This is a genomic window from Butyricicoccus sp. Marseille-Q5471 (assembly GCF_951230135.1).
Classification (GTDB): domain Bacteria; phylum Bacillota; class Clostridia; order Oscillospirales; family Butyricicoccaceae; genus Agathobaculum.
This window is the reverse complement of record NZ_CATNVC010000012.1, coordinates 1-22391: the sequence shown is the minus strand read 5'-3', so window position 1 is coordinate 22391 and position 22391 is coordinate 1. Positions and strand designations below refer to the sequence as shown.

Sequence of the window (22391 nt, the reverse complement as noted above, 5' to 3'; positions counted from 1 at the left end):
AGTCACCCCGCCATGCTCTGCAGCGTAGCCAGCACAACCGATTTGGATATGTCAGCCTTACCCTCGTAAGGCTTGAGAATAATATTGAGCATGCCCTCTCTAAAATGGTAGCTGATCAGGCTAGACTCGGAAAATACGTCGAGACAGACAAATAGCCGTCCGATGTTAATATCACGTCGGCTCTCCCACGCGATGCGTCTGGAAAGCGCATTTGAGGGCACAGACAGCCGCCCCGCCTCCGCGCGGCAGATAACATGCCGCCAGACCGCGACCAAATCGGCGCGTTCAGGCAGCAGCACACGCGCTTCCCTTGCGGTCAGCGGGCCATCCGCCATATAGGTGTTATATAAATTCAGCAGCTTCTGATCGGCCATATTTTCGCACTCGCTCAGGCGCACATCCTTGAGGGTCAGCTGCACCGTGCGGCGGCCGCGAAATTCATTGATTTCCAGATAAAACGCAATATCGACCATATTGCCCTGCACAAAACCGAGTCCGCCCATACCGGTTCCAAACAACATCGCCTGAAACCGCGCACCGTCCTTCGATAATGTCAGCCGAACATGACGGTCGCTTGAAATCGGCGTAATCTCTTCAACCACCATATCATTCATGCAAAAAATCGGTTGGCTGTTCTGCATACCGAACGGCTCGAGCACTGACAGTCCCATGATATTCTGCTCGTTTATCCACTCCGGCTGAATCGGGCAGACAATATGCAGCTGCGGCACCAAATCAGACATCGTCACATGCTCATCTGCAAAGGTGCGCAGACGCTCACGCAAATCGGATACGTTCGTTTCATCAATCGTTAATCCTGCGGCAAGCTCGTGTCCACCATATTTGTCGAGCAAATCCTCACAGGAAGAAAGCGCCTCAAACAGGTTAAAGCCCTTTACCGAACGACCCGAGCCCTTGCCGATTCCATCATCCAGCGCGATGAGCACGACCGGGCAGCCGTATCGGTCGCACAGGCGCGAGCAAACAATGCCGATGACGCCATGATGCCAGCCCTCGCCCGCCAAGACAATGATTTTATCCTCTAGTGGGTTGTACTCGGTACGCAGTCGGACAAGTGCCTGCTCCAAAATCTGGTTTTCTTCATTTTGCCGCTGTTTGTTCTGTTCGCAAAGAAGCGATGCAAGCTCCTGTGCGCGGACAGGGTCGCTCGTCAGAAACAGCTCGGCGGCAAGCTCCGCCTGTCCCATGCGTCCTGCGGCGTTGATGCGCGGTGCGAGCACAAAGCTGATAGTAGAGCTGGTGAGCCGTTTCCCCTTCATCCCCGCTTCGCGCAGCAGCATTTCCAGACCGAGGTTTTTCGTATCCGCCATGCGGCGCAGTCCTTCCGCGACAATGATGCGGTTTTCACCGATAATCGGCATGACATCAGCCACCGTGCCAAGTGCAACCAAGTCGGCATAGTGGTCGAGCACTGCAGCCGCATCGCCAGAAAGGGCGCATATCAGTTTAAATGCCACGCCCACCCCGGCGAGATGACGGAACGGATACCGGCAGTCCCGCCGCTTGTAATCCACCACCGCGTCAGCCGCAGGCAGAATTTCATGGCATTCGTGGTGGTCGGTCACAACCACGGTCATCCCAAGCGCATGGGCGGCTGCGATTTCGTCGTCCGCCGTGATGCCGGAATCCACTGTAACAAGCAGGCGTGTCCCTTCGTTATAAAGTTGCTGCATTGCGGCGTTTGACAGTCCGTAGCCTTCGCTCAGCCGGTTTGGGATATAGTATGCGCAGTCCGCCCCGATCGAGCGCAGATAATGTACCAAGGTGCAGGTCGCAGTGACACCGTCCACATCGTAATCGCCATAGACGACGATGCGTTCTTTCCGCGCAATCGCGCTTCGAATCGCATCAACCGCCTTATCCATATCGGCCAGCAGCATGGGGTCATGCAGCCCAGCCGGATCGCAGCTTAAATATGCTTCGGCCTGCTCACGCGTTTCGATTCCGCGGGCGGCAAGCACGGCTGCCGTCAGCGGTGCAAAGCCGCAGTCTTGAGCCAGCAATCGCACGTGCGCTTCGTCAGGCGCGGCGATCACCCATCGTTTTGTTTTCATGTATGCTTCCTCATTTTATTTTCAATTACAACTATTATACCAAAACTTGCCCAAATCCACAACAACTTTTATGCAAATTGGAGAAAGCAGGCATCCCGCACAGGAACGCCCGCTTTCTACCAAAAAATGTTGATTATTCTACCAAATTTACAGGCGGCCTCTTTGCAAGCACACCCTTCAAATACTGTCCGGTATAGGAACCTTCGCATGCGGCTACCTGTTCCGGCGTGCCGGAAATAACCAGACGTCCGCCGCCGTCGCCGCCCTCGGGCCCGAGGTCGAGGATATGATCTGCCGTCTTGATGACGTCCAAATTATGCTCGATTACGACCACGGTGTTGCCCGCGTCGACCAACTGCTGCAAAACGCTTACCAAGCGGTGCACATCGGCCACGTGCAGGCCTGTTGTCGGCTCATCGAGGATATAAATGGTTTTACCGGTCGGGCGCTTGGACAGCTCAGTCGCGAGCTTAGCGCGCTGCGCTTCGCCGCCCGACAGCGTGGTGGACGACTGCCCCAGCTTGACATAACCCAACCCGACCTCGCGCATGGTTTCGATGCGGCGCGCGATTTTGGGGACGTTTGCGAAGAACTCACAGGCCTCATCGACCGTCATATCGAGCACTTCGTAAATATTTTTGCCCTTATAGCGCACTTCTAATGTTTCCTTGTTGTAGCGTCGTCCCTTGCAGATGTCACAGGGCACGTAAATATCTGGCAGAAAGTGCATCTCGATTTTAAGCAGGCCGTCGCCCGCACAAGCCTCACAGCGACCACCCTTGACGTTAAAGGAAAAACGTCCCGGCCCATAGCCGCGTGCCTTGGCGTCCGTTGTCTGCGCAAACAAATCGCGGATGTCGTTAAACACGCCGGTATACGTTGCAGGGTTGGAACGCGGCGTGCGGCCAATCGGAGACTGGTTGATATTGATGACCTTGTCAAGCTGGTCGACGCCCTCCATAGATACATGCGCACCCGCGCGCGTCTTTGCACCATTGAGTTCAGCCGCCAGTTTCTTATAGAGAATTTCGTTGACAAATGAGGATTTACCCGAACCCGAAACACCGGTCACGCAGGTCAGTGTGCCAAGCGGAATGGTAAAATCGGTATGCTTGAGGTTGTTTACCGCACAGCCCTTGACCGTCAGCGCTTTTCCATTTCCCTTGCGGCGCACTTCGGGCACCGGAATGGCCTTTCGACCGCTGAGATACGCACCGGTAATCGAACGCTCATCACGCAGCAGCTGATCTATCGTGCCTTCAAACACGACCTCGCCGCCATTGCGCCCTGCACCCGGACCGATATCCACAATGTAGTCGGCTGCATACATCGTATCCTCATCGTGCTCCACAACAATCAGTGTGTTGCCCAAATCGCGCAGGCGCTTGAGCGTTGCGAGTAGCTTATCATTATCGCGCTGATGCAGTCCGATGGACGGCTCGTCCAAAATATACAGCACGCCCATCAGAGACGAGCCGATTTGCGTTGCAAGTCGGATGCGCTGACTCTCGCCGCCCGACAGCGTGCCGGAGGAGCGGCTGAGCGTCAGATATTCCAAACCAACCGACTGCAAAAATCCAAGACGATCCAGAATTTCCTTAATCACGCGGTCACCAATTTTATGCTGCATTTCAGTCAACTGCAAGGTATGCATAAACTCGACCGCCTTGACGACCGATTTTTCCGCGAACTCCGCGATATTCAGTCCGCCGATGGTCACCGCGAGCACTTCCGGCTTGAGGCGGCGGCCGTGGCAGTCCGGACACGGAACCTCGCTCATGCAGTCCTCGATTTCAGTACGCACATAGTCGCTGGTCGTTTCCTTGTAGCGCCGCTCCAAATTGCGAATCAATCCTTCAAACGGCTGCTTCATCACGCCGCCGGACACGCGGCTGACCGACAGCTCAAGCGATTCCTTGCCCGTACCGTACAGCAGCTCCTGCACCGCTTTTTCGCTCATTTTTTCGATCGGCGTATCCAGTGTGAACTTGTGGCGCTTGCCAAGTGCCGTGTAGTACATATAAGCAATTGTACCCGGCTCGGCGCTCGACCAGCCGGATGCCCGGATTGCGCCGTCCTTGATTGACAGCTTGCGGTTGGGCAGCACGCGGTCGGGATCGACCTTCATCTGGATGCCCAGTCCGGTGCAGGTCGGGCACGCACCGTAGGGATTGTTGAACGAAAACATGCGTGGCGTAAGCTCTTCAATCGAAATGCCGCAGTCGTCGCACGCATAGTTCTGTGAAAAGAGCATCGGCTCGCCGCCAATCACATCGGCAATGACCAATCCGCCCGAAAGCGCGGATGTCGTTTCCACCGAATCAGTCAGACGGCCGCGCACGTCGGCCTTGACAGAAATGCGGTCAACCACAATTTCGATGTTGTGTTTGAGCGTCTTTTGCAGCTTGATTTCCTCAGCCAGCTCATAGGTTTCACCGTCAACCCGCACACGAACATAACCCGCCTTACGCGCGTCCTCCAGCACTTTAACGTGCTCACCCTTTTTCCCTCGAATGACAGGGGCAAGAATCTGTATACGCGTTTTTTCCGGCAATTCCATCAGTCGGTCTATGATTTGGTCAATGGTCTGCTGATGAATTTTCTTGCCGCATTTCGGGCAGTGCGGCGTACCGATGCGCGCCCACAAAAGGCGCAGATAATCATAAATCTCCGTGACCGTACCGACCGTGGAACGCGGGTTCTTGGAGGTCGTTTTCTGGTCGATGGAAATGGCGGGGGAAAGTCCGTCGATATAGTCTACATCCGGCTTTTCCATCTGCCCCAGAAACTGCCGGGCATAGGAGGACAGCGACTCGACATAACGGCGCTGGCCTTCGGCGTAAATCGTATCAAACGCGAGCGACGATTTGCCCGAGCCGGACAATCCGGTCAGCACGACCAGCTTGTCACGCGGGAGCTTGATATCAATATTTTTCAAGTTGTGCTCTCTGGCACCCTTGACATGAATAAATTCGTGCATAAGTTCCTTTCTTTCATACTCTATCTCAAGAGCCGCGGCTCTTAGTTGTCTTCCAGTGCCTTGATTTGATCGCGCAGCTGCGCGGCAATTTCAAACTCAAGCATTTTGGCGGTTTCCTTCATCTGACGGGTCAGACGCGCAATTTCGTCCTTCTTCTCAGCCTTACTGCGACGTTTGTTGCTGCTCGGCACCGACGAGATTTCCAAAACTTCGCTGACCTTTTTCTGCACTGAGCGCGGGATGATGCCATGCTCCTGATTAAACGCATCCTGAATGGCGCGGCGGCGTTCGGTTTCGTCCATCGCGCGCCTCATCGACGGCGTGATGGAATCCGCATACAAAATTACAAGCCCCTTCTCGTTTCTCGCAGCGCGTCCAATGGTCTGAACGAGCGCGGTTTCAGAGCGCAAAAAGCCCTCCTTGTCCGCATCCAAAATGGCGACGAGCGATACTTCTGGCAGGTCGAGTCCCTCTCGCAGCAGGTTAATACCGACCAGCACATCATACACACCCAAACGCAGGTCGCGCACCAGTTCCATACGTTCAATGGTCTTAACGTCATGGTGCATATAACGCACCCGAATACCCGCGGTTTCCAGATAAGCGGTCAAATCCTCCGCCATTTTCTTGGTCAGCGTCGTGACCAGTACGCGCTCCCCCTTCGGCGTGCGCGCGTTGATTTCTCCAATCAGGTCGTCGATTTGTCCCTCAACCGGACGCACCTCCACAATCGGGTCGAGCAGTCCAGTCGGGCGAATCACCTGTTCGACCACCTGTCCCGAACGTGAAAGTTCGTATGCACTCGGGGTCGCTGACACGTACAGGATTTGGTTGAGACGGCCGTTAAACTCCTCAAAATTCAGCGGGCGGTTGTCATAGGCCGAAGGCAAACGAAAGCCGTTTTCCACCAAACTCTCCTTGCGTGCGCGGTCGCCGTGGAACATGGCGCGTACCTGCGGCAGTGTCACGTGGCTCTCATCTACAATCAGCAAAAAGTCCTTCGGAAAATAGTCAATCAGCGTGTAGGGCGCACTTCCCGGCTCGCGGCCGGACAGCACGCGCGAATAGTTCTCAATTCCGCTGCAAAAACCGATTTCCTGCAGCATTTCAATGTCATATCGCGTACGCTGCGCAATGCGCTGCGCTTCCACCAGCTTGCCGTTTTCCTCAAAATATTTCACTCGCGCATCCAATTCCCGCTCGAGCGACTCAATCGCGACCTGCAGCTTATCCTTCGGCGTGACATAGTGGCTCGCCGGGAAAATCGCCGTGTGCCCCAGTTCGGACACCACTGCGCCGGTCAGCGGATTAATGCGGCTGATGCGGTCAATCTCATCTCCGAAAAACTCGACCCGCACCACGTCCTCATCCGAATAAACCGGCCAGATCTCAACCGTGTCCCCGCGCACCCGAAAGCGGTTACGCTCAAACGCGATGTCGTTTCGCTCATACTGGATGTCGATCAGTCGGTGAATCAGCTGATCGCGTTCAAGCTCCATGCCCGGGCGCAGCGAAATAACCAGGCTTTTGTAGTCAATCGGGTCGCCGAGCGAATAGATGCAGGAAACCGACGAAACGATGATAACATCCCGCCGTTCGGACAGCGCCGAGGTTGCCGAGTGGCGCAGTCGGTCGATTTCGTCATTAATTGCTGAATCCTTTTCAATATAGGTATCGGTCGATGCAATGTAGGCTTCCGGCTGATAATAGTCATAATAGCTTACAAAATACTCGACCGCATTGTTCGGGAAAAACTCCCGCAGCTCGGTGCAAAGCTGCGCTGCCAGTGTTTTATTGTGCGCCAGCACCAGCGTCGGCCGCTGGGTTTGCGCAATAATATTCGCCATGGTGAAGGTCTTGCCCGAGCCGGTTACGCCGAGCAGCGTCTGCTCAGTCAGTCCGTTTTCGATGCCCATACTAAGCTTTGCGACCGCTTCCGGCTGGTCGCCCGCCATCTGATAATCGCTCACGATCTGAAAGTCGGGCAATTAAAGCATCCCCTTTCTGCCAAACGGATTGCGCAGCTTGTTGATAGAACTGAATTTATCCTCCGCGACAATCACATGATCAATCAGCCGCAGACCGATGTTGGCAAGCATCGCGTCCACCCGGTCGGTCAGCGCAATATCCTCCCGAGAAGGCACGGTATCCCCGCGCGGATGATTGTGTGCCAGTGCAACTCCCGCGGCGCTGCAGGTCAGCGCGTTGGCAAGCAGGCGCCGGGTGTCCAACCGCACCTGACCGGGTGCTCCCTCCCCCAGTGTCTCGCATCGCAGCACACGACCCTTGTTATCAAGATAGGCCGCAATCAGCCGTTCTGTCGTCGCCCCGGCAAAGCACGGAATAAAGTATTCGCCGATGCTGTCATAACTAGTCAGCCGCAGGGTCTGCTGCTGATCGCGCGCCGCATCCAGCTGATAGCGCCGGAACAGCGCGAAGGTAAACTGGATGAGTACCGCGCTGCGCTCTCCGATACCCTTGACCTGCATCAATTCGGATGCCGACGCTTCCAACACGGCATGCAGCGAGCCAAAATGGTTTTTCAGTCCATGCGCAATCTCGTTGGTGTCAATCCGCGGAATTGCAAAATAGAGCAGCATCTCGAGCACCTCATGGTCGCTGAACGCACCGAGACCGTTCTCCTGAAACTTTTTGAGCATTCGTTTGCGGTGATCGGCGTGAATCGGCTGTTCTGCCACGGCTGCTGCCCCTCCTTTTATTATAAATGAATACGCTGCTTGGCTTGCCGCAGCGCACGTTCTACCAGCGGACTGTCCTTGATTTCCGGAAACGGCACGGTCGGCTGCGGCTCGCCATCATGCGCACGCAGTGACTTTGCCATCCAGAGCACATCGCGCCATTGGCCGAATTTGTACATACTATCCTGATAGGAACCCGAAATGCGAAATCCCATCGCACCGTGAAACTTCATCGAACGCTCATTCGGAGATGTGATACCGACAAAGATATTATAGTATCCCTGCATTGCAAGCACTTCAAACAACGCTGCATACAGTGCGCTTGCGACCCCGTGACGGTGCCAGTCCTGCGCAACGTAGATTGAAGTCTCGACCGACCACTGATAGGCCGCGCGCGTGCGGTGAGGAGCAGCATAGCCATAGCCCGCAACCTCGCCGTCAATCAGGCAGATGAACCATGGCAGCGTTTTTCCGAATGTGCGGATGCGTCCGGAGAATTCCTCCAGAGACGGCGCTTCGTATTCCGATGAAACGGTCGTTTCAGTCACGTAAGGCGCATACAGTGCAAGCATGGCGGGCGCATCGGCCTCTGTGGCTGCACGCAGCATGATTTCAGGCATTTCTTTTCCTCTTTTTCGATAAAATCCAACAACTTATTATACCGCGCACTTTAGGAATCTTCAATAGACAATCCGCCTTTTCCAAGACAAAAATCGTACATGTGTTCGACTTGTAATTTGTGCAACTTTGCGGTATACTGAGTAAAATAAACTTGAAAAAAGGGGGCGAAGATATGGTGCGCTACGGCTTTATCCACTCAAAGGAAGACATTAAGTTTCTTGTGCTGTTTGCGATGGATCAGCTGCCTTTTCCGGTAGACTTTTCTACTATAGTCGATTTGACTACCTGGTGCGATGACGGATTCGGCTACTTTGAACTGAGCGAAGCATTCTATGAGATGGTTCCGACCGGACACATTGAGACAGAAAATGCGGACGGTGAGCCGGTATACCGCATTACTGAAAAGGGCCGCGAAACGGTTCATTTGTTTGAAAAGCAAATCCCCTACCCTGTGCGCGATGCCGCGCAGCGTTCGGCCATCCGCGTGGTTCGGCAGATTCGCCGCGATGCTGCAATTCGGACAAGCGTTGCTGAGCATGCTCAGAACGACCTTCTCGTCCGCATGGATATGGATCAGGTGTTTGCAATCGAAATGAATGTTGTCAACCGCTCGCAGGCTTCCATGCTTGAACGCACCTTTAAGGCCAACGCAGAGAAGATTTATCAAATCCTGCTCTCCGCGCTGACAGCAAACTACGAAGCTGAAAAGGAAGAATCCAATTGAAATACCTCAAGCAACTGGGCGTGCTGCTCGCATGCTGTGTCGCGGGCGAAGCGCTCTCCATTCTACTGCAGCGGCGGCTGCCGGGCAATGTTCTGGGCATGATTTTGCTTCTTGCCTGCCTAATCTCGGGTGTAATCAAAACGACCCATGTAGCCGATACGGCTGATTTTCTGCTGCAAAACATGGCGTTCCTGTTCCTGCCCGCCTGTCTTGGTGTGCTCGACATCTTTGCAGACATCAAGAGCGAGGTGCTCGCCATTCTTGCCGTTTGCGTGCTGACCACGCTTTGCACGGCTGCGGCGACCGCACTGACCGTTCATATTGTGCTGAAGTTCCAGCATCGTCAAAGCGAGGAGGCGTTCGACCATGACTGACCTCTTCTCCAATGCTGCCTTCTGGATGGCGCTCTCCATCGGCGCTTACGTGCTCGGGCAGCGGATCCAGCGCAGGATGAATTCCCCCGTACTCAATCCCCTGCTGATTGCGGCGATTCTGGTTGGCGCAGTGATGGTTTTTTCCCATACCTCGCTCGATACCTACAATCAGGCAGGTGCGCTGATTTCCTTTTTCCTGACCCCCGCAACCGTCGCACTGGCCGTGCCGATTTACCGTAAGCTTGACGTGCTCCGGCACAATCTGATTCCGATTTTGGCCGGCGCTTCGATTGGTTCTCTGGTCTCAATTCTAAGCGTGCTCGGTTTTTCAAGGCTGTTCGGCCTGTCGGACGTGACCACCCGCTCGCTCGTCCCCAAATCTGTTACGACTCCCATCGGCGTTGCGCTCAGCGAAATGCTCGGCGGGCTGGCTCCCGTCACCGCAATTGCAATCGTTATCACCGGCATCATCGGTGCGATTGTGCTCCCGACCTTTCTCAAATGTATCGGTGTGCGCAACCCTGTGCAAATGGGCCTTTCCATCGGCACGGCTGCACATGCAGTCGGCACCTCCCGCGCCATCGAGCTCGGCGAAACAGAGGGTGCGATGAGCGGCCTTGCGATTGGCATCGCCGGCCTGCTTACCGCAGTGTTTGTCTCGATTGGCGCAGTTTTCTTCGCATAATATCAAAAACCCGGCATGCAATGCATGCCGGGTTTGCCTTTGTCTCATTCTACCTCAATTTCTCGCCTCATTCAGCCGCAATCGCACTGCGCATTCTGCTGTTTTCCGCTTGAAAGGCCTGATATCGCTCCTGCGCCAGGGGGTACGCCTGCGCGCGCAGCGCGTCCACCAGACTACAAGCAGATTGATACAACGGGGTGAGTCCCAGGTTTCCCAAAACGCCCTTCAGCGTATGCGCCTGATTGAACGCCTCTTCATACAGCTTGCGCTCCATCGCTGTTTCCAGCTTAGGAAACGCACTGTCCTCCAACAGCAAGCGGATGCACTCTGCATAGAGTGTTTCATCGTTTAAGAAGCGTGCCATAGCGTCTTCTATATCCGCGCCGTATTCTCTTAGCTCCTCACTCAACTTTTCCATTGATGCAGGCCTCCCCTATGTGCATTACGATAGGCCGCCTTGTAGTTTGGCAAGGCCTTTTTTGTCATTTTGAGTCATTTGTCATTTATTATAGTTTACTTGAAAATCAGGCGGGATTCAACCCTCTCGTTTTCATCAAAGTCGCTTTCCGTGCTATTGATCCCGAAAAGAAGCGTTTTGTCAACTAAAACGATAAATTGTTGTAAATTCCCGTATTTTGCAGTAAAATATTCCTATGTATATGTCTTGCAAAACATACGGCGTATCTCGTCGGCCGCGCCTTTAACAATCCGAGGTGAACTGTAATGATGATTAAAAAGAAGATTTTAATCATAGATGACCAAGAAATCAATCGAAAAATATTGCGCAAGATTTTGTCAGCAAGCTACAGCATCGTAGAGGCAGAAAACGGCGCCGAGGCGCTCAACCTCCTGCGTACACAGGGCGGGTCTATTTCCGCCATCCTGCTGGATTTGGTCATGCCTGTTTTGGATGGCTACGGCGTGCTGCGCGAGTTGGCAAAGGAACCCGAACTGGCCGCAATTCCGGTCATCGTCGTTTCTCAGGCAGATAAAGAGGACTGTGAGGCCAGTGCACTTCTTCTGGGCGCGCGTGATTTCATTACAAAACCGTACAATGCCACGGTACTGCTCAGACGGCTAAACAATCTGATTGAACTGTATGAGTCTAATGTCTGCATCGACCGGATTGAACGCGATTCACTGACCGGACTCTACAACAAAAATGCCTTCTGCCGCCATGCAGCCGATCTGATGGGACAGCATTCCGATCGTTCTTATCTGCTCATTGCAACAGATATCGAACGCTTCAAGCTAATTAATGACAGCTTTGGCAGTGCGGCCGGCGATCAGCTGCTTCAGGTTGTCGGCCAATACCTGGATGCGCACACACAAAGCTGCGGAGGCATCTGTGCACGCCACAATGCGGATCACTTCGTCGCCTTGGTGCCAAAGACGATTGACGACGGTAGCCTGCACGCCTTGGTTTCAGATGCAGAACAGGCATTGGCTGCCTATCCGCTCGATAAGAAAATCTCGCTCAAATTCGGCGTTTATCCGGTTGATGACTCCGAAACACCCATATCACTCATGTGCGACCGCGCCATCTTGGCTGCAGAGAGCGGGAAGGGCCATTATAACAGCCTGTGCTCTTATTACGATGATACGATTCGCCAAAAACTGCTGCGGGAGCAACAGCTTGTAGATGATATGAAAGCCGCGCTGATGCAAGGGCAGTTTGAAGTCTATCTGCAACCCAAATATGACCTTGAAAGCGAACTGATTGCAGGCGCGGAAGCACTGGTTCGCTGGATTCACCCCACGCTCGGCTTTATCAGTCCAAGTGAATTCATTCCACTTTTTGAGCAAAACGGATTTATCACCGAACTGGATCAGTATGTTTGGAATCAGACCTGCGCGCTGATTGCTGGCTGGATACGTGACTTCAACAAATATGTACCCATTTCCGTCAACGTATCGCGGCGGGATATTTATCAGGCAAATCTTCCGGAGCTTTTAACGCATATGGTCACGCAGCACGGACTCAAGCCTTACCACCTGCATCTGGAAATCACAGAGACAGCGTATACCGAAAATCCAGAGCAGCTGATTGCGGTTGTGGAACAACTGAAGCGGCAGGGTTTCTCGATTGAAATGGATGACTTCGGAAGCGGCTATTCTTCCCTCAACATGTTGTCCGAACTGCCGATTGACATTCTCAAGCTGGATATGACCTTGATTCAGCGGGAAAGCGACAAAAACAGCCGCCGCAACATTCTGAGCTTTGTTATCAGTCTTGCCAAGTGGATGAATCTCCTGGTGGTGGCGGAGGGCGTAGAAACGCAGGAGCAAATCAATCTGCTGCGCAACTTGGATTGCACCTATGTGCAGGGTTACTATTACGCAAAACCCATGCCGTCGAAGGAGTTTACCGCGCTTTTCGTGACCGCCTCATTGGCCGCTCCGCTGCAGCTGCTGCAAACAGGTCCCGATGATGCGCCGCTGACCGAGAGGACGCAGGGCAAAGAAAAACTGATGCTGATAGTAGATTCCAATTCCGAAAACCGTCATATCCTTGCAGGATATTTCCATACGCTCTACACCGTCATCGAATTTATGGATGAACAGACTGCCTACCGCTGCCTGCAGGAAAACTTCGATGAAATTGCAATTATCCTGCTGCGTATCCCAAGCGAAGGTGGAGGAGAAACGGAACTGTTGGAGAAGCTGCGCGCCAACGTACTCTACAGTGATATTCCGTTGATTGCGACCGGCACATGCGGCGAAAAAGCGGCGTTTACCCTGGGCGCAAATGACTATATTGCACTTCCCTACGATATGGATATTGCGCTGCATCGGGTTCAGAATGTGACAGCACACAATGCCATTCAGCTGCTCGACCGCGAAAAGCGGATGGTTTATAGACTCAACACACTGGAACAACGCGCGACGCTCGACCCATTGACCCAGTTGTATAATCGCTCCGAAATGGAGAGCCGGCTTACGCATTACTTCAGCCCGCCGGGAAAGCACTACGGCATGTTCCTGATGCTGGACGTGGATGATTTTAAATCAGTCAATGACAAATTTGGTCATCAATGCGGGGACAGCGTGCTGCGCCGCGTCGCGTCAATTCTGAAGGACTGCTTCCGTTCCGAAGATTTAATTTGTCGCATGGGCGGTGATGAGTTTGCGGCGTTTGTACCGGAACCGCTGAACACCGATCAGGTTTCCTTTCGCATGCATGCAATTTTATCCAAGCTTTCCTTTCAAGCCGAGCAACTGACGCTGAGCTGCTCCATCGGTATCTGTCTTGCGCCGGAGTACGGCACCTCCTTTTTAGAGCTGTACCACCATGCAGACATTGCCCTTCTCATCGCAAAACGATTGGGCAAAAACCAGTATCAAATCTACGGCAAAAGCTCTAAGCTGCCGGAACCAATCCTGTATCGAAACATGGACTGGATTCTGGACGAGTCCAGTGATGCCGTATACATCTGTGATGTGAAGACCTATGAGTTGCTCTATGTCAACCGTGCCGCCTGTTTATTTGCCCACAAGGAAAAAGAGGTATGCCTCGGCATGCCCTGTTATCAGGCAATTTGGAATTTGAATCAGCCGTGCAGTCACTGTATCCATATCGGCAAGCTGACGCGTAATTACTGCGAGCACGAATACCATACCCCCGGCATGGAGTCGAGCTATATTATCAAGGGCAAGCTCATTCGCTGGGGCAACCGCGAAGCCAGAATCCAATATCTGCAGGACAATACACAACAGGCTCGCATGACACAACAGCTTGAGCAAGTGACCAACACGGTGCCCGGCGCGCTCTGCCTGTACCGTTGGGACGGTGCAAAGCTTGAAACCGTACACATCAGTCAGCAATTTATCGACATTCTTGATTTGGATGCAACTACTGTCTTTGCGGAGGCAAATGTGCCGAATTCCGGACGCGTTCATCCGGACGACTGGCTCAAGCTGCGTCAGCAAATGGACGAAGCGATCTTTCATGCGCGGGACATCAGCTGTGTCTTTCGCCTGTGGCTGCCCGCGGCGCAAAAATATCGCTGGCTTCGCATTCAGGCGACCTCCCGCACGCAGGCAGATGACAGTGTTCTCATCTATGCCCTTTATACCGATGTGACCGAACTGCAGGAGTTGTGGCAGCCGCGGTAGGGGCAGAAATGTGCAGCGGATAACAGCAAACCTTTGCTTTGCCATGCCGAAAGTACCCATGCGCTGCGAAATCATCCGTGCAGTTTTGCTTAGGCACGGCCTTATCTGCATCATTCAGCCAGGCGAAGGGAGTCTTATGGATTTATCTGCCGCATTTCAGTCTGCCGCATGCAGCATCGCTCGCTCGATACGGTGCACCCGGAGGATATTCCCGTGCTGTAGCGGTTTTTTTGCCACCCGAAACAATCCTCAGTTAAAATCCGAGTGCGTGCTGCGTCTGCAAATGACAGACGGCGCTTACCGTTGGAGCCGCCTGTTAGGGCTACGCTGCTACGACGAAAGAGACACGGTCACGCGGGCCATCGGGACATCCTTGACGTCAACGAGGAGACCGAAAAAACCTTCATGCTGAAGAAACTGGTAAATGCCCTGCCCGGCGGTGTCGGGATTTTCAAATGTACGCCGCATCTGCACTGCCTGTATTTTAACAAGGGCCTCATGGATTTGGGCAGCCGTCTGCCGCAGCAGATACAGCAGGTTTTTGACTCATCAGTGGATCTGGAAAAACTGATTTCTCCCGCTTATCTTGCTCACTTCCGGCGCGAATTCCTGAATAGAGCACGCATCGGTCAGCCCATTAACGCGAATTTCTGCTACTATACCGGTGAAAGCAATGCGGATCAGTCCGTTGCATAGCTTCGCCTGTCTGCTGCCAAAATCCGTGAAGAAGATAATTCCCGGTTTACTATGCAATCTTTACCGCCCCTTCTCTGGGAACTCAAAACCAGAAATTCATTACGGAGCAATCCCTGATTGCGCAATTGGTTGTTTCCATTCCTGCCGACACAATTTTGTATGCCAACAAAGCCATTCGCACTCTGGCTGAAATCGATACGGAGACCAGTATTTTCGGCTTGTCCATCGATGCGGTGTTTTGCCACGCAGACGCAGAGCTTCTGCGTGCGCAAGCCGAATCGGTTGTCCCCGGTCAGCAGGAGGATATCGTCCTCATCACAAGCTGCGGCAAGCATCTGTTGATACGCAGGCAGCAGGCGGACTGGAACGGTGTGCCGACTTATCTGTTTGAGCTTTCCGATCAATCCGCTCTACAAAAGCAAAACGAGAAGTTAGTCGGAACACTCAACCACATTCCCAGCGAATCGACATTTATCAGGCGGTGAATCAAATCCGAGAGGGTGCCGACACCGTGGATTTCACCTGCCGCATGCTCAACGGCAGTATGTATGGTTTCGGTTAATCGGCACGGTAGTCCGGGCGCCGGATGATCAAATCATCGTCTATTGCAGCTTTTTTGATATCGATTTGCAGCGAAAGACGCAGTTGGCGCTGGAAAAGGATCAGGCGATTTTGGAGCTTGCCATGCAGACCGTCAAAATGCACTCCTGAGAATTCGATGTGCGAGAGAAGAAGCTTTATCAGGTTCAAACCGCGCATTCTCCACAGTGGTATGCAACTACGATAGAGAACGTGCCCGAAGCACTGATTGCGAGCGAATATGTTCATCCGGACAGCGTTTCCGTTTATCGCAAGCTTTTTTCCTCTGTTCCCCGCGGCAGCAAACCGATTCAGGGTGATGTGTTGGTTCAGATGTTCGGAAAAGAAGCATATAGCCGGGAACGCATCACCATCACTCCGATTTTCAATCAAAACGGATGGAATATTCGCTCAATTGGGACATCAACTGATATTACGAAACAAAAGCAGATTGAGGAACTGTATCGCCGGCAAATCATCGAGATCAATGCCATGGACGTCGAAAACCTGATTGCCAAAGGCCGCCTGAATCTGACGGCGAATCGGATTGAATCCAACATTACCAAACTGCCCTGCGCGGTATACTGCGCAGAAGACATTTCCTGCGACGATTTCTTTGCCCGCCTTCAAAGCAGCGTGCTGCCCGCTCCCGACTTTCAGCTGGCTGTGCATCCGTTCAGCCGCGAAGCGCTGATTCATCAGTATCACGATGGCAATCTTACGTTAATCATAGAATATCCAAGGCAAATCGCTTCGCACGCTTCTATCTGGGTGCAAACACAGTGCAAGCTGTTTGACTCCCCCGACACGGAGGATATCATTTGTTTCATCTGCAGCTATGATATTACCCCGCAAAAAACAGCGCAGCAAATGATTTCGGCCGTCGTGCGCATGGACTATGGCTATCTTGCACTGCTCGACTGCCGCACCAACACCTATACCATGAATGCAAACGGAAGCGCAGACCGCTCCCGCCCCTCCGCTCGGCAGACTACCAAAGCCATGTGGTGCGATACGCCAGGACACATCTGATTCCCGAAGATATTGAACAAAATATCCGTAACATGTCAATCCCCAACTTCGTACTCCCATAAATGTAATTATCGGATTGAGCGAACTAGCAAAGGATGAATTATCCGCCCCCATGCCATCGGACAATATGTGAGGGATATCCATTCCGCCGGACAGTATCTGATGCCCTGTGCCTTGACCCCGCTCCTCAATCATGTCTGCATGCTCGTCGCACCGCAGTGCACGCAGAAGCAGATTCAGCTGTGCGTTTAAACTCCTGATTGTACGAATTCCATCTTGACCGATCAGGTTCGGCTGGAATAAATTCTGGTCAACCTGCTGACCAGTTCGGTCAAGTTTACCCCCGCGGGCGGAATAATTGAGCTTGCCGTTCGCGCGCGTTTACACGCGGACGGGCGGATTGCCAGTACTATGCTGGTACGCGACAACGGAATCGGTATGAGCCAAACATTTCAAGCACACATGTTTGAGCCATTTGCGCAGGAATTCGATGAAATCGTCACACAGATGCAGGGAATGGGACTCGACCTTTCCATCGACGAAAACGTACGTGCCACGCAACAAGCCGGCATGAATGCACATCTTCCAAAGCCGATCGAGCCCAAAGTACTCTACCAAACGCTCAACCGCCTGATCGCACACTAACCGGGCGCAAAACGCACATCGCCCAGTCCCCGGCACTGCATTACAGAAACAAGGAGGCTCTTTTATGAAGCGACACGGATGGAAACCAGTGTTGTCTTTCGTCCTGCTGGCAATCCTACTTACGGGCATGACCGCCCCCGTCCGTGCCAGAGAATCGGTTCCCTTGGACAGACGCGCCCGCGTGTCGGTTGACACCCTGCGTGTGCTCATTCCCATCCCGAATAGCGCGGGATATGTTTCTGTCAGCGAGGATGGAACGGTATCCGGCTATTATGTGGACTATCTTGCTCAAATTTCAAAATACACGCATTGGCGCTATGAATATATTATTGCCGAAAGCAATGAAGCGCTGCTTGCGCACATGGAGGCCATGGACTATGATCTGATTGCAGGCGTCGTATATCTTCCGGAGTATGACGAGGAATATTTCAACTATCCGATCCATACAATCGGTGCAAAAAAATATATCGTTGCCGCAGAAAAAGACCATCCCACCCTTGTCAATGATGATTTGCAGACGCTGCTCGGCACAAATGCGTTAGTCAGCAGCACGGATCACGAACTCGAAAATCGATTCAAAAACTACTGCTATTCCAACGGTCTGGGATATGTGGATGACGCAACGGCGGACAGCAAACATATCAATTTCATCCATACCAATGGCCAAAAGCGCGTCGAGGAGCTCGCCGCTGGCAAAGGCGATATTATTTTAACCTCGGATGCCTTTGCTCTGGCGCACGATCTGGCCGCGGTCGCGGTCTTCGGCATGGATCCCATTTACATTGTTGCGCCGGATAAGAGCACAGCCCATTTGACACGTCTGGATGCAGCGATTGAAGAACTCAAAGTGGCCGATCCCACCCTTGAAAGCCGGTTGTATCAGCAATACTTTGCAGCAAGTAACGAGCGAATCTTGACCTTCACGCAGAATGAGACCGAATTTCTGCAATCCGCGCCCCATTTTATTGTTGCAGGGCTCAAGACCGGCGCGCCGTTTTGCTATGAACATCAAGGTGAACCCAAGGGAATTCTTGTCGAGACGCTGCGCCAGATTGAGGCCCAAACCGACGGTGCACTGCAGTTTGATATCAAGCTATATGATTCTTTTCGGGAACTGGAGGCCGCCGCCGGCAAAGGAGAATATCAGATTGCTCCGTCCACGCTGGAAACGAACGCAGCATCCGCTTTGCACGCGGGCACCCGCAGCTCCGCTTTTTACACGGATCATTTTGAAATTTACAAAAATATAGCCACCGACCGTTCTCCCGATGATGCCACCATCGCAGTGCCCTCAAAGCTGATGCCGGAAAATGGAGTCGTATCGGAACTGTTCCCAAATTCTCAAATCATTTATCCAAACACCCCGGCGGCCTGCCTGGATGCTGTGAACTGCGGCATGGCGGACTTTACGGTTTTGCTTTCCGAGACAGCAGCTTATTATCTTGCCGCTTCCGCAAGCCCGCAAGTCGCGCTTTATCAAGCGCTGGATTGGGACGGCACGTTTTCTCTTGTTTATGAACCTAGCACAGATGCGCGCGCCATCACGATTATCAACAAATGTATGCGCGACCTCGATCAGTCCGCGCTGAGCGAATATCTGCTGACCGCGTTGACCGCTGAATCGCATCCCCAGACGCTGCAGGAATTTATGGCAGCGCATTGGCCGCAGGTCATCACCATTCTGGGCGTCATCATTCTGCTGCTGCTTCTAACGCTGCTGCTGGTTCAAAAAAATCGTTTGCTCAAAAAGGCCAACCATGCAACCGGAAACTTTTTAGCCCAAATCAGCCACGATATCCGCACGCCGATGAATATCATCATCCATATGACGCAATTCGCTCGCGAAAACGATAATCCGCCGGAAACTATGCACTGCCTGGATAAAATTGAACAGACGAGCAGCTTTTTACTCGGTCTTGTCAATGATGTGCTGGACTTGTCCAAGGTGGAAAGCGGCAAGATTGAACTGCATTATGAACCATATTCTCTGGTGGAATTTCAGTCCTATTTAGCATCCGTTGTGCAGCCGCTGTGCGAGCAGAAGAATTTAAACTTCACTTGCAGCTATGACACCGATTGCTCCTTTGCGGTGATGCTGGATCGGCTGCGTGTGAATCAAATCTTCTTTAACCTGCTTGCCAATGCCGTGAAATTCACCCCCGCAGGTGGTCATATTGCTGTGGATATTCAAACGACACCCTTAGATGCTCATAAAATCGCACTGACGACGACCATCCGTGATGATGGCATTGGTATGAGCGCCGAGTTCCAAACGCACCTGTTTGAGCCGTTTGCACAAGAGAACCGTTCGCAAGATGCCGCAACACCCGGTACGGGTCTGGGACTCGCCATTGTGAAGCAAATGGCTGATTTGATGAACTGCACCATCACAGTGAAAAGCGAGCCGGAGAGCGGCACGACCTTCACGCTGTCCGGCGAATTTGAGCGAGCCGCATTGCCCGTTCCGTCTGCCGAGGCAGGTCTGCCCGCACCAAAAGCGGTTTTGCGGGGCGTTCACATTCTGGTTTGTGAAGATCATCAAATGAACAGAGAAATCATCAGCCGCCTGCTGCAAAAGAAGGATTGCTCCGTCACCATGGCGGAGGACGGCCAGCAGGGTGTCGAACTTTTTGCGGCATCCGCGCCGTTTGCCTATCAGGCTATCCTGATGGACATCCAAATGCCAAGGCTGGATGGTTTGGCCGCAACGGCACTCATTCGTCAGCTGGACCGTCCCGATGCCAAAACCGTCCCCATCATCGCCATGACAGCCAACGCCTATGCAGAGGATGTGTCGGCTTCACTGGCCGCAGGTATGAACGCGCACCTATCAAAGCCCATCGAACCGCAAAAGCTGTACGAAACATTGACACAGCATATTCAACCCAAATAACGCTCCCCCTGCCAGTCGGATGCCACATACCGGAATGGTTTTGGCAACATCTCTCTGCCGGTGGAGCACGGAAGGAAATTCATCGTGAAAGAATTACACCGGAATCAAAACAAATACTCTTATACCATCCTCATCATGATCCTATTCACTTTGCTTTCTATTGTCTTTATGGGTCTGATGATTCATAACGTTAACGCCATACAGGGCACGGCACGCGTGGTGAATTATGCAGGCATCGTTCGGGGTGCAACACAGCAACTGATTAAAAACGAACTGCGCGGAAATGCCCAAGATGCAGAAATCGACAAGCTCGATCAGATTATTAACGGACTACAGACGGGCGATCGATCCCTCAACCTTATCAAACTCCAGGATGAAGTCTATCAGGACGCACTAAACAAGTTGGAATTAGAGTGGATTACGCTCAAAAGCAGCATTTATGCCGCACGCTCAAACCCTGCCTCAACAGGCCGGCTTTATCAGCTCAGTGAAGCCTATTTTGTTACGGCGGATCACACCGTCAGCGCCGCCGAACAGTATTCGGACGGTGTTGCGGAGCGCCTGAACCTGATTGAGCTGATGATTGTCGGATGCACTTCCACCAATCTTATCATTCTTGTTTTCCAAATGATTTCTCGATTCCGGCTCAAGCAGATTGCTTATGTCGACCCCAATACCGGTCTGCCCAACAAGCGTTATTGCGAGGAGCAGCTGCATCACGAAGGACTGTGCATGCGGCATCATACCGTATGCTGCTTCATGTTTGACCTTAATAATTTGAAGGAAGTAAACGACAGCCTGGGGCATACCGCCGGTGATTTGCTCATCACAAAGTTCGCCGATCTTTTGCGTCACAGTGCCCCTGTCGATACGTTCATCGGCAGACTCGGCGGGGACGAGTTTATTGCAATTATGCCCAATGCAACAACGGAGCGGATTTCCGTGTTCACCGAAAAGCTTCAAGCCGCAAATCACACCGAATGCGGCGACTCATCAAACCAGCGTCTGCAAGTCAGCTTTGCCTTCGGACACGCCTGCTCCGACGCTTACCCCGACTGCTCGATTCATGCCCTGCTGGATATTGCAGACCGCCGCATGTGTCAGGACAAGGAGTCGATGAAGGATTCCGAATGTGCCTCATAATTTCATTGTTTCGCAGGGGTTTGATGCACGGAATGGCTACATTTAGTTGAACAGTTTTGCTAAGGTCATGTAAAATGAAAGGACAGAACTGAAATGGAGAATGGACATGACAAAAAGCGAGAAAGACGAGAATTCACACAAGAGTTCAAACGACAAATGGTGCAGCTATACAATAGCGGAAAACCGCGCGTAGAAATTGCCCGAGAGTATGACCTGACCTCATCCGCACTGAACCGATGGATTGAGCGCATCAACGCAACCGATTCGACCAAGGAAGCAGACAACCGAACGCCCGAGCAGCAAGAGCTGCTGCGTCTGCGCAAGCAGCATCAGCAACTGCTGATAGAGAACGACATTTTAAAGCCAGCGGCGCTGATATTGGGACGAAAGTAATTGTGATACGGCAAAACGCGCACAAATACTCTATATCAGCAATGTGTAAGTGCCTCAAAATCAGCAGAAGCAGCTACTATTATGAGGTCTCGTCCAACCCGATGAAACAGCACTCGAAACAAAGATTTACACTGCTTTTCATGCCAATCGAGATGTCTATGGCAGTCGCAAAATCAAGAAAGAGCTTGAGAAACAAGGACTCCAAATCTCGCGCAGACGCATTTGCGACGGTCGAGGGCAATTTAAGCAAAATCCAAATGTTCCACACCGATCGCGGCAGCGAGTTTAAAAATCAGATCATTAACGAAATGCTGGGCGTGTTTCACATCAAGCGTTCGCTGGGCATGAAGGGCTGTCTGTACGACAATGCAGTGGCCGAAGCAAGTTTCAAGATGTTCAAAACGGAGTTCGTCAGAGGTCGCAATTTCGACAGCCTGGAGCAATTAAGAGTAGAATTGGCAGACTATGTGCATTGGTTTAACCACCTGCGCATGCATGGCGCCTTGGATTATAGATCGCCTGTGGAGTACCGACTACAGACCTTATAAAAACTGTACGAAATAGTGTTGACATTCCACACTTTCCTAAATTTATCACTCAAACATCCTCCTTGTAAATGGTAAGATAAAGTACACACTTTTCAGCCAATAGAACTGCACAGTTTTTCGACACATAAAGTGCACAGTTTTTCGCCAAGACTGCACAACCTCCGAGGAGTTGGTAAAATGAAGCCAGC

The 22391-nt window shown here is 52.4% G+C and carries 18 protein-coding genes and 1 pseudogene; 12 read left to right on the top strand and 7 right to left on the bottom strand.

All coding sequences use genetic code 11. The features are described 5' to 3' along the window. Positions 1–2: 2 nt before the first annotated feature. The 5 genes from recJ to QOX26_RS11535 all read right to left on the bottom strand — a co-directional run bounded on the left by recJ (position 3) and on the right by QOX26_RS11535 (position 8374). On the bottom strand, positions 3–2075 hold the full coding sequence (recJ, locus tag QOX26_RS11555; protein ID WP_283675134.1) for a single-stranded-DNA-specific exonuclease RecJ: 2073 nt from the start codon (positions 2073–2075) through the stop codon (positions 3–5). A 133-nt stretch (positions 2076–2208) separates the two neighbouring features. Beyond that, complete coding sequence (gene uvrA / locus QOX26_RS11550) at positions 2209–5055, bottom strand: excinuclease ABC subunit UvrA (protein WP_283675133.1); 2847 nt, start codon at positions 5053–5055, stop codon at positions 2209–2211. Positions 5056–5096: 41 nt separating this feature from the next. After that, positions 5097–7043 (bottom strand): excinuclease ABC subunit UvrB, encoded by a 1947-nt coding sequence (gene uvrB / locus QOX26_RS11545; RefSeq protein WP_283675132.1) that lies wholly within the window; start codon positions 7041–7043, stop codon positions 5097–5099. Beyond that, complete coding sequence (locus QOX26_RS11540; protein WP_283675131.1) at positions 7044–7754, bottom strand: JAB domain-containing protein; 711 nt, start codon at positions 7752–7754, stop codon at positions 7044–7046. A 20-nt stretch (positions 7755–7774) separates the two neighbouring features. Continuing rightward, the gene (locus QOX26_RS11535; RefSeq protein ID WP_283675130.1) at positions 7775–8374 is read right to left on the bottom strand and encodes a GNAT family N-acetyltransferase; all 600 of its coding nucleotides are present in this window, start codon (positions 8372–8374) and stop codon (positions 7775–7777) included. Between the two features lie 173 nt (positions 8375–8547). Between QOX26_RS11535 and QOX26_RS11530 the strand changes: the two genes are divergently transcribed. Genes QOX26_RS11530 through QOX26_RS11520 form a run of 3 tightly spaced genes read left to right on the top strand, consistent with a single transcriptional unit; the run spans position 8548 to position 10158 of the window. Further along, on the top strand, positions 8548–9099 hold the full coding sequence (locus tag QOX26_RS11530; protein ID WP_283675129.1) for a DUF4364 family protein: 552 nt from the start codon (positions 8548–8550) through the stop codon (positions 9097–9099). Beyond that, complete coding sequence (locus tag QOX26_RS11525; protein ID WP_283675128.1) at positions 9096–9473, top strand: CidA/LrgA family protein; 378 nt, start codon at positions 9096–9098, stop codon at positions 9471–9473. The genes QOX26_RS11530 and QOX26_RS11525 overlap by 4 nt, the downstream gene beginning before the upstream one ends. Then, positions 9466–10158: an LrgB family protein gene (locus tag QOX26_RS11520; RefSeq protein WP_283675127.1), complete on the top strand. Its 693-nt coding sequence runs from the start codon at positions 9466–9468 to the stop codon at positions 10156–10158. The genes QOX26_RS11525 and QOX26_RS11520 overlap by 8 nt, the downstream gene beginning before the upstream one ends. A 67-nt stretch (positions 10159–10225) precedes the next feature. Here QOX26_RS11520 and QOX26_RS11515 read toward each other — a convergent pair whose 3' ends face one another. Continuing rightward, positions 10226–10576, bottom strand: a complete 351-nt coding sequence (locus QOX26_RS11515) for an Hpt domain-containing protein (protein WP_283675126.1) — start codon at positions 10574–10576, stop codon at positions 10226–10228. A 305-nt stretch (positions 10577–10881) separates the two neighbouring features. Here QOX26_RS11515 and QOX26_RS11510 point away from each other — a divergent pair, with 305 nt between their 5' ends. The 3 genes from QOX26_RS11510 (at position 10882) to QOX26_RS11500 (ending at position 15455) form a co-directional block, all read left to right on the top strand. Further along, the gene (locus tag QOX26_RS11510; protein WP_283675125.1) at positions 10882–14274 is read left to right on the top strand and encodes an EAL domain-containing protein; all 3393 of its coding nucleotides are present in this window, start codon (positions 10882–10884) and stop codon (positions 14272–14274) included. 405 nt (positions 14275–14679) lie between these two features. After that, on the top strand, positions 14680–14970 hold the full coding sequence (locus QOX26_RS11505; RefSeq protein ID WP_283675124.1) for a hypothetical protein: 291 nt from the start codon (positions 14680–14682) through the stop codon (positions 14968–14970). A 125-nt stretch (positions 14971–15095) separates the two neighbouring features. Beyond that, positions 15096–15455, top strand: coding sequence for a hypothetical protein (locus QOX26_RS11500; RefSeq protein ID WP_283675123.1), 360 nt, complete (start codon positions 15096–15098; stop codon positions 15453–15455). A gap of 73 nt (positions 15456–15528) precedes the next feature. Here the strand turns inward: QOX26_RS11500 and QOX26_RS11495 are convergent, their stop codons facing one another. Beyond that, complete coding sequence (locus QOX26_RS11495) at positions 15529–15720, bottom strand: hypothetical protein (protein ID WP_283675122.1); 192 nt, start codon at positions 15718–15720, stop codon at positions 15529–15531. A gap of 42 nt (positions 15721–15762) precedes the next feature. Between QOX26_RS11495 and QOX26_RS11490 the strand changes: the two genes are divergently transcribed. The 6 genes and pseudogenes from QOX26_RS11490 (at position 15763) to QOX26_RS11465 (ending at position 22203) form a co-directional block, all read left to right on the top strand. Further along, positions 15763–16581, top strand: a complete 819-nt coding sequence (locus QOX26_RS11490) for a hypothetical protein (protein ID WP_283675121.1) — start codon at positions 15763–15765, stop codon at positions 16579–16581. Positions 16582–16710: 129 nt separating this feature from the next. Continuing rightward, a complete protein-coding gene (locus QOX26_RS11485) occupies positions 16711–16833 on the top strand; it encodes a hypothetical protein (protein ID WP_283675120.1) in 123 nt (40 codons plus the stop codon). Between the two features lie 51 nt (positions 16834–16884). Continuing rightward, the gene (locus QOX26_RS11480; RefSeq protein ID WP_331488484.1) at positions 16885–17226 is read left to right on the top strand and encodes a hybrid sensor histidine kinase/response regulator; all 342 of its coding nucleotides are present in this window, start codon (positions 16885–16887) and stop codon (positions 17224–17226) included. Between the two features lie 64 nt (positions 17227–17290). Continuing rightward, positions 17291–20119, top strand: a complete 2829-nt coding sequence (locus QOX26_RS11475) for a response regulator (protein ID WP_283675119.1) — start codon at positions 17291–17293, stop codon at positions 20117–20119. 84 nt (positions 20120–20203) lie between these two features. Further along, positions 20204–21262: a sensor domain-containing diguanylate cyclase gene (locus QOX26_RS11470; protein ID WP_283675118.1), complete on the top strand. Its 1059-nt coding sequence runs from the start codon at positions 20204–20206 to the stop codon at positions 21260–21262. Positions 21263–21355: 93 nt separating this feature from the next. Continuing rightward, positions 21356–22203 (top strand): annotated as a pseudogene (locus tag QOX26_RS11465) (IS3 family transposase). The last annotated feature ends 188 nt before the right edge of the window (positions 22204–22391 follow it).

Bases quoted from the DNA above. Each gene is read 5' to 3' on its own strand.
- recJ (WP_283675134.1), bottom strand. From the start codon at position 2,075: ATGAAAACAAAACGATGGGTGATCGCCGCGCCTGACGAAGCGCACGTG.
- uvrA (WP_283675133.1), bottom strand. From the start codon at position 5,055: ATGCACGAATTTATTCATGTCAAGGGTGCCAGAGAGCACAACTTGAAA.
- QOX26_RS11535 (WP_283675130.1), bottom strand. From the start codon at position 8,374: ATGCCTGAAATCATGCTGCGTGCAGCCACAGAGGCCGATGCGCCCGCC.
- QOX26_RS11530 (WP_283675129.1), top strand. From the start codon at position 8,548: ATGGTGCGCTACGGCTTTATCCACTCAAAGGAAGACATTAAGTTTCTT.
- QOX26_RS11520 (WP_283675127.1), top strand. From the start codon at position 9,466: ATGACTGACCTCTTCTCCAATGCTGCCTTCTGGATGGCGCTCTCCATC.
- QOX26_RS11515 (WP_283675126.1), bottom strand. From the start codon at position 10,576: ATGGAAAAGTTGAGTGAGGAGCTAAGAGAATACGGCGCGGATATAGAA.
- QOX26_RS11510 (WP_283675125.1), top strand. From the start codon at position 10,882: ATGATGATTAAAAAGAAGATTTTAATCATAGATGACCAAGAAATCAAT.
- QOX26_RS11505 (WP_283675124.1), top strand. From the start codon at position 14,680: ATGCTGAAGAAACTGGTAAATGCCCTGCCCGGCGGTGTCGGGATTTTC.
- QOX26_RS11475 (WP_283675119.1), top strand. From the start codon at position 17,291: ATGAAGCGACACGGATGGAAACCAGTGTTGTCTTTCGTCCTGCTGGCA.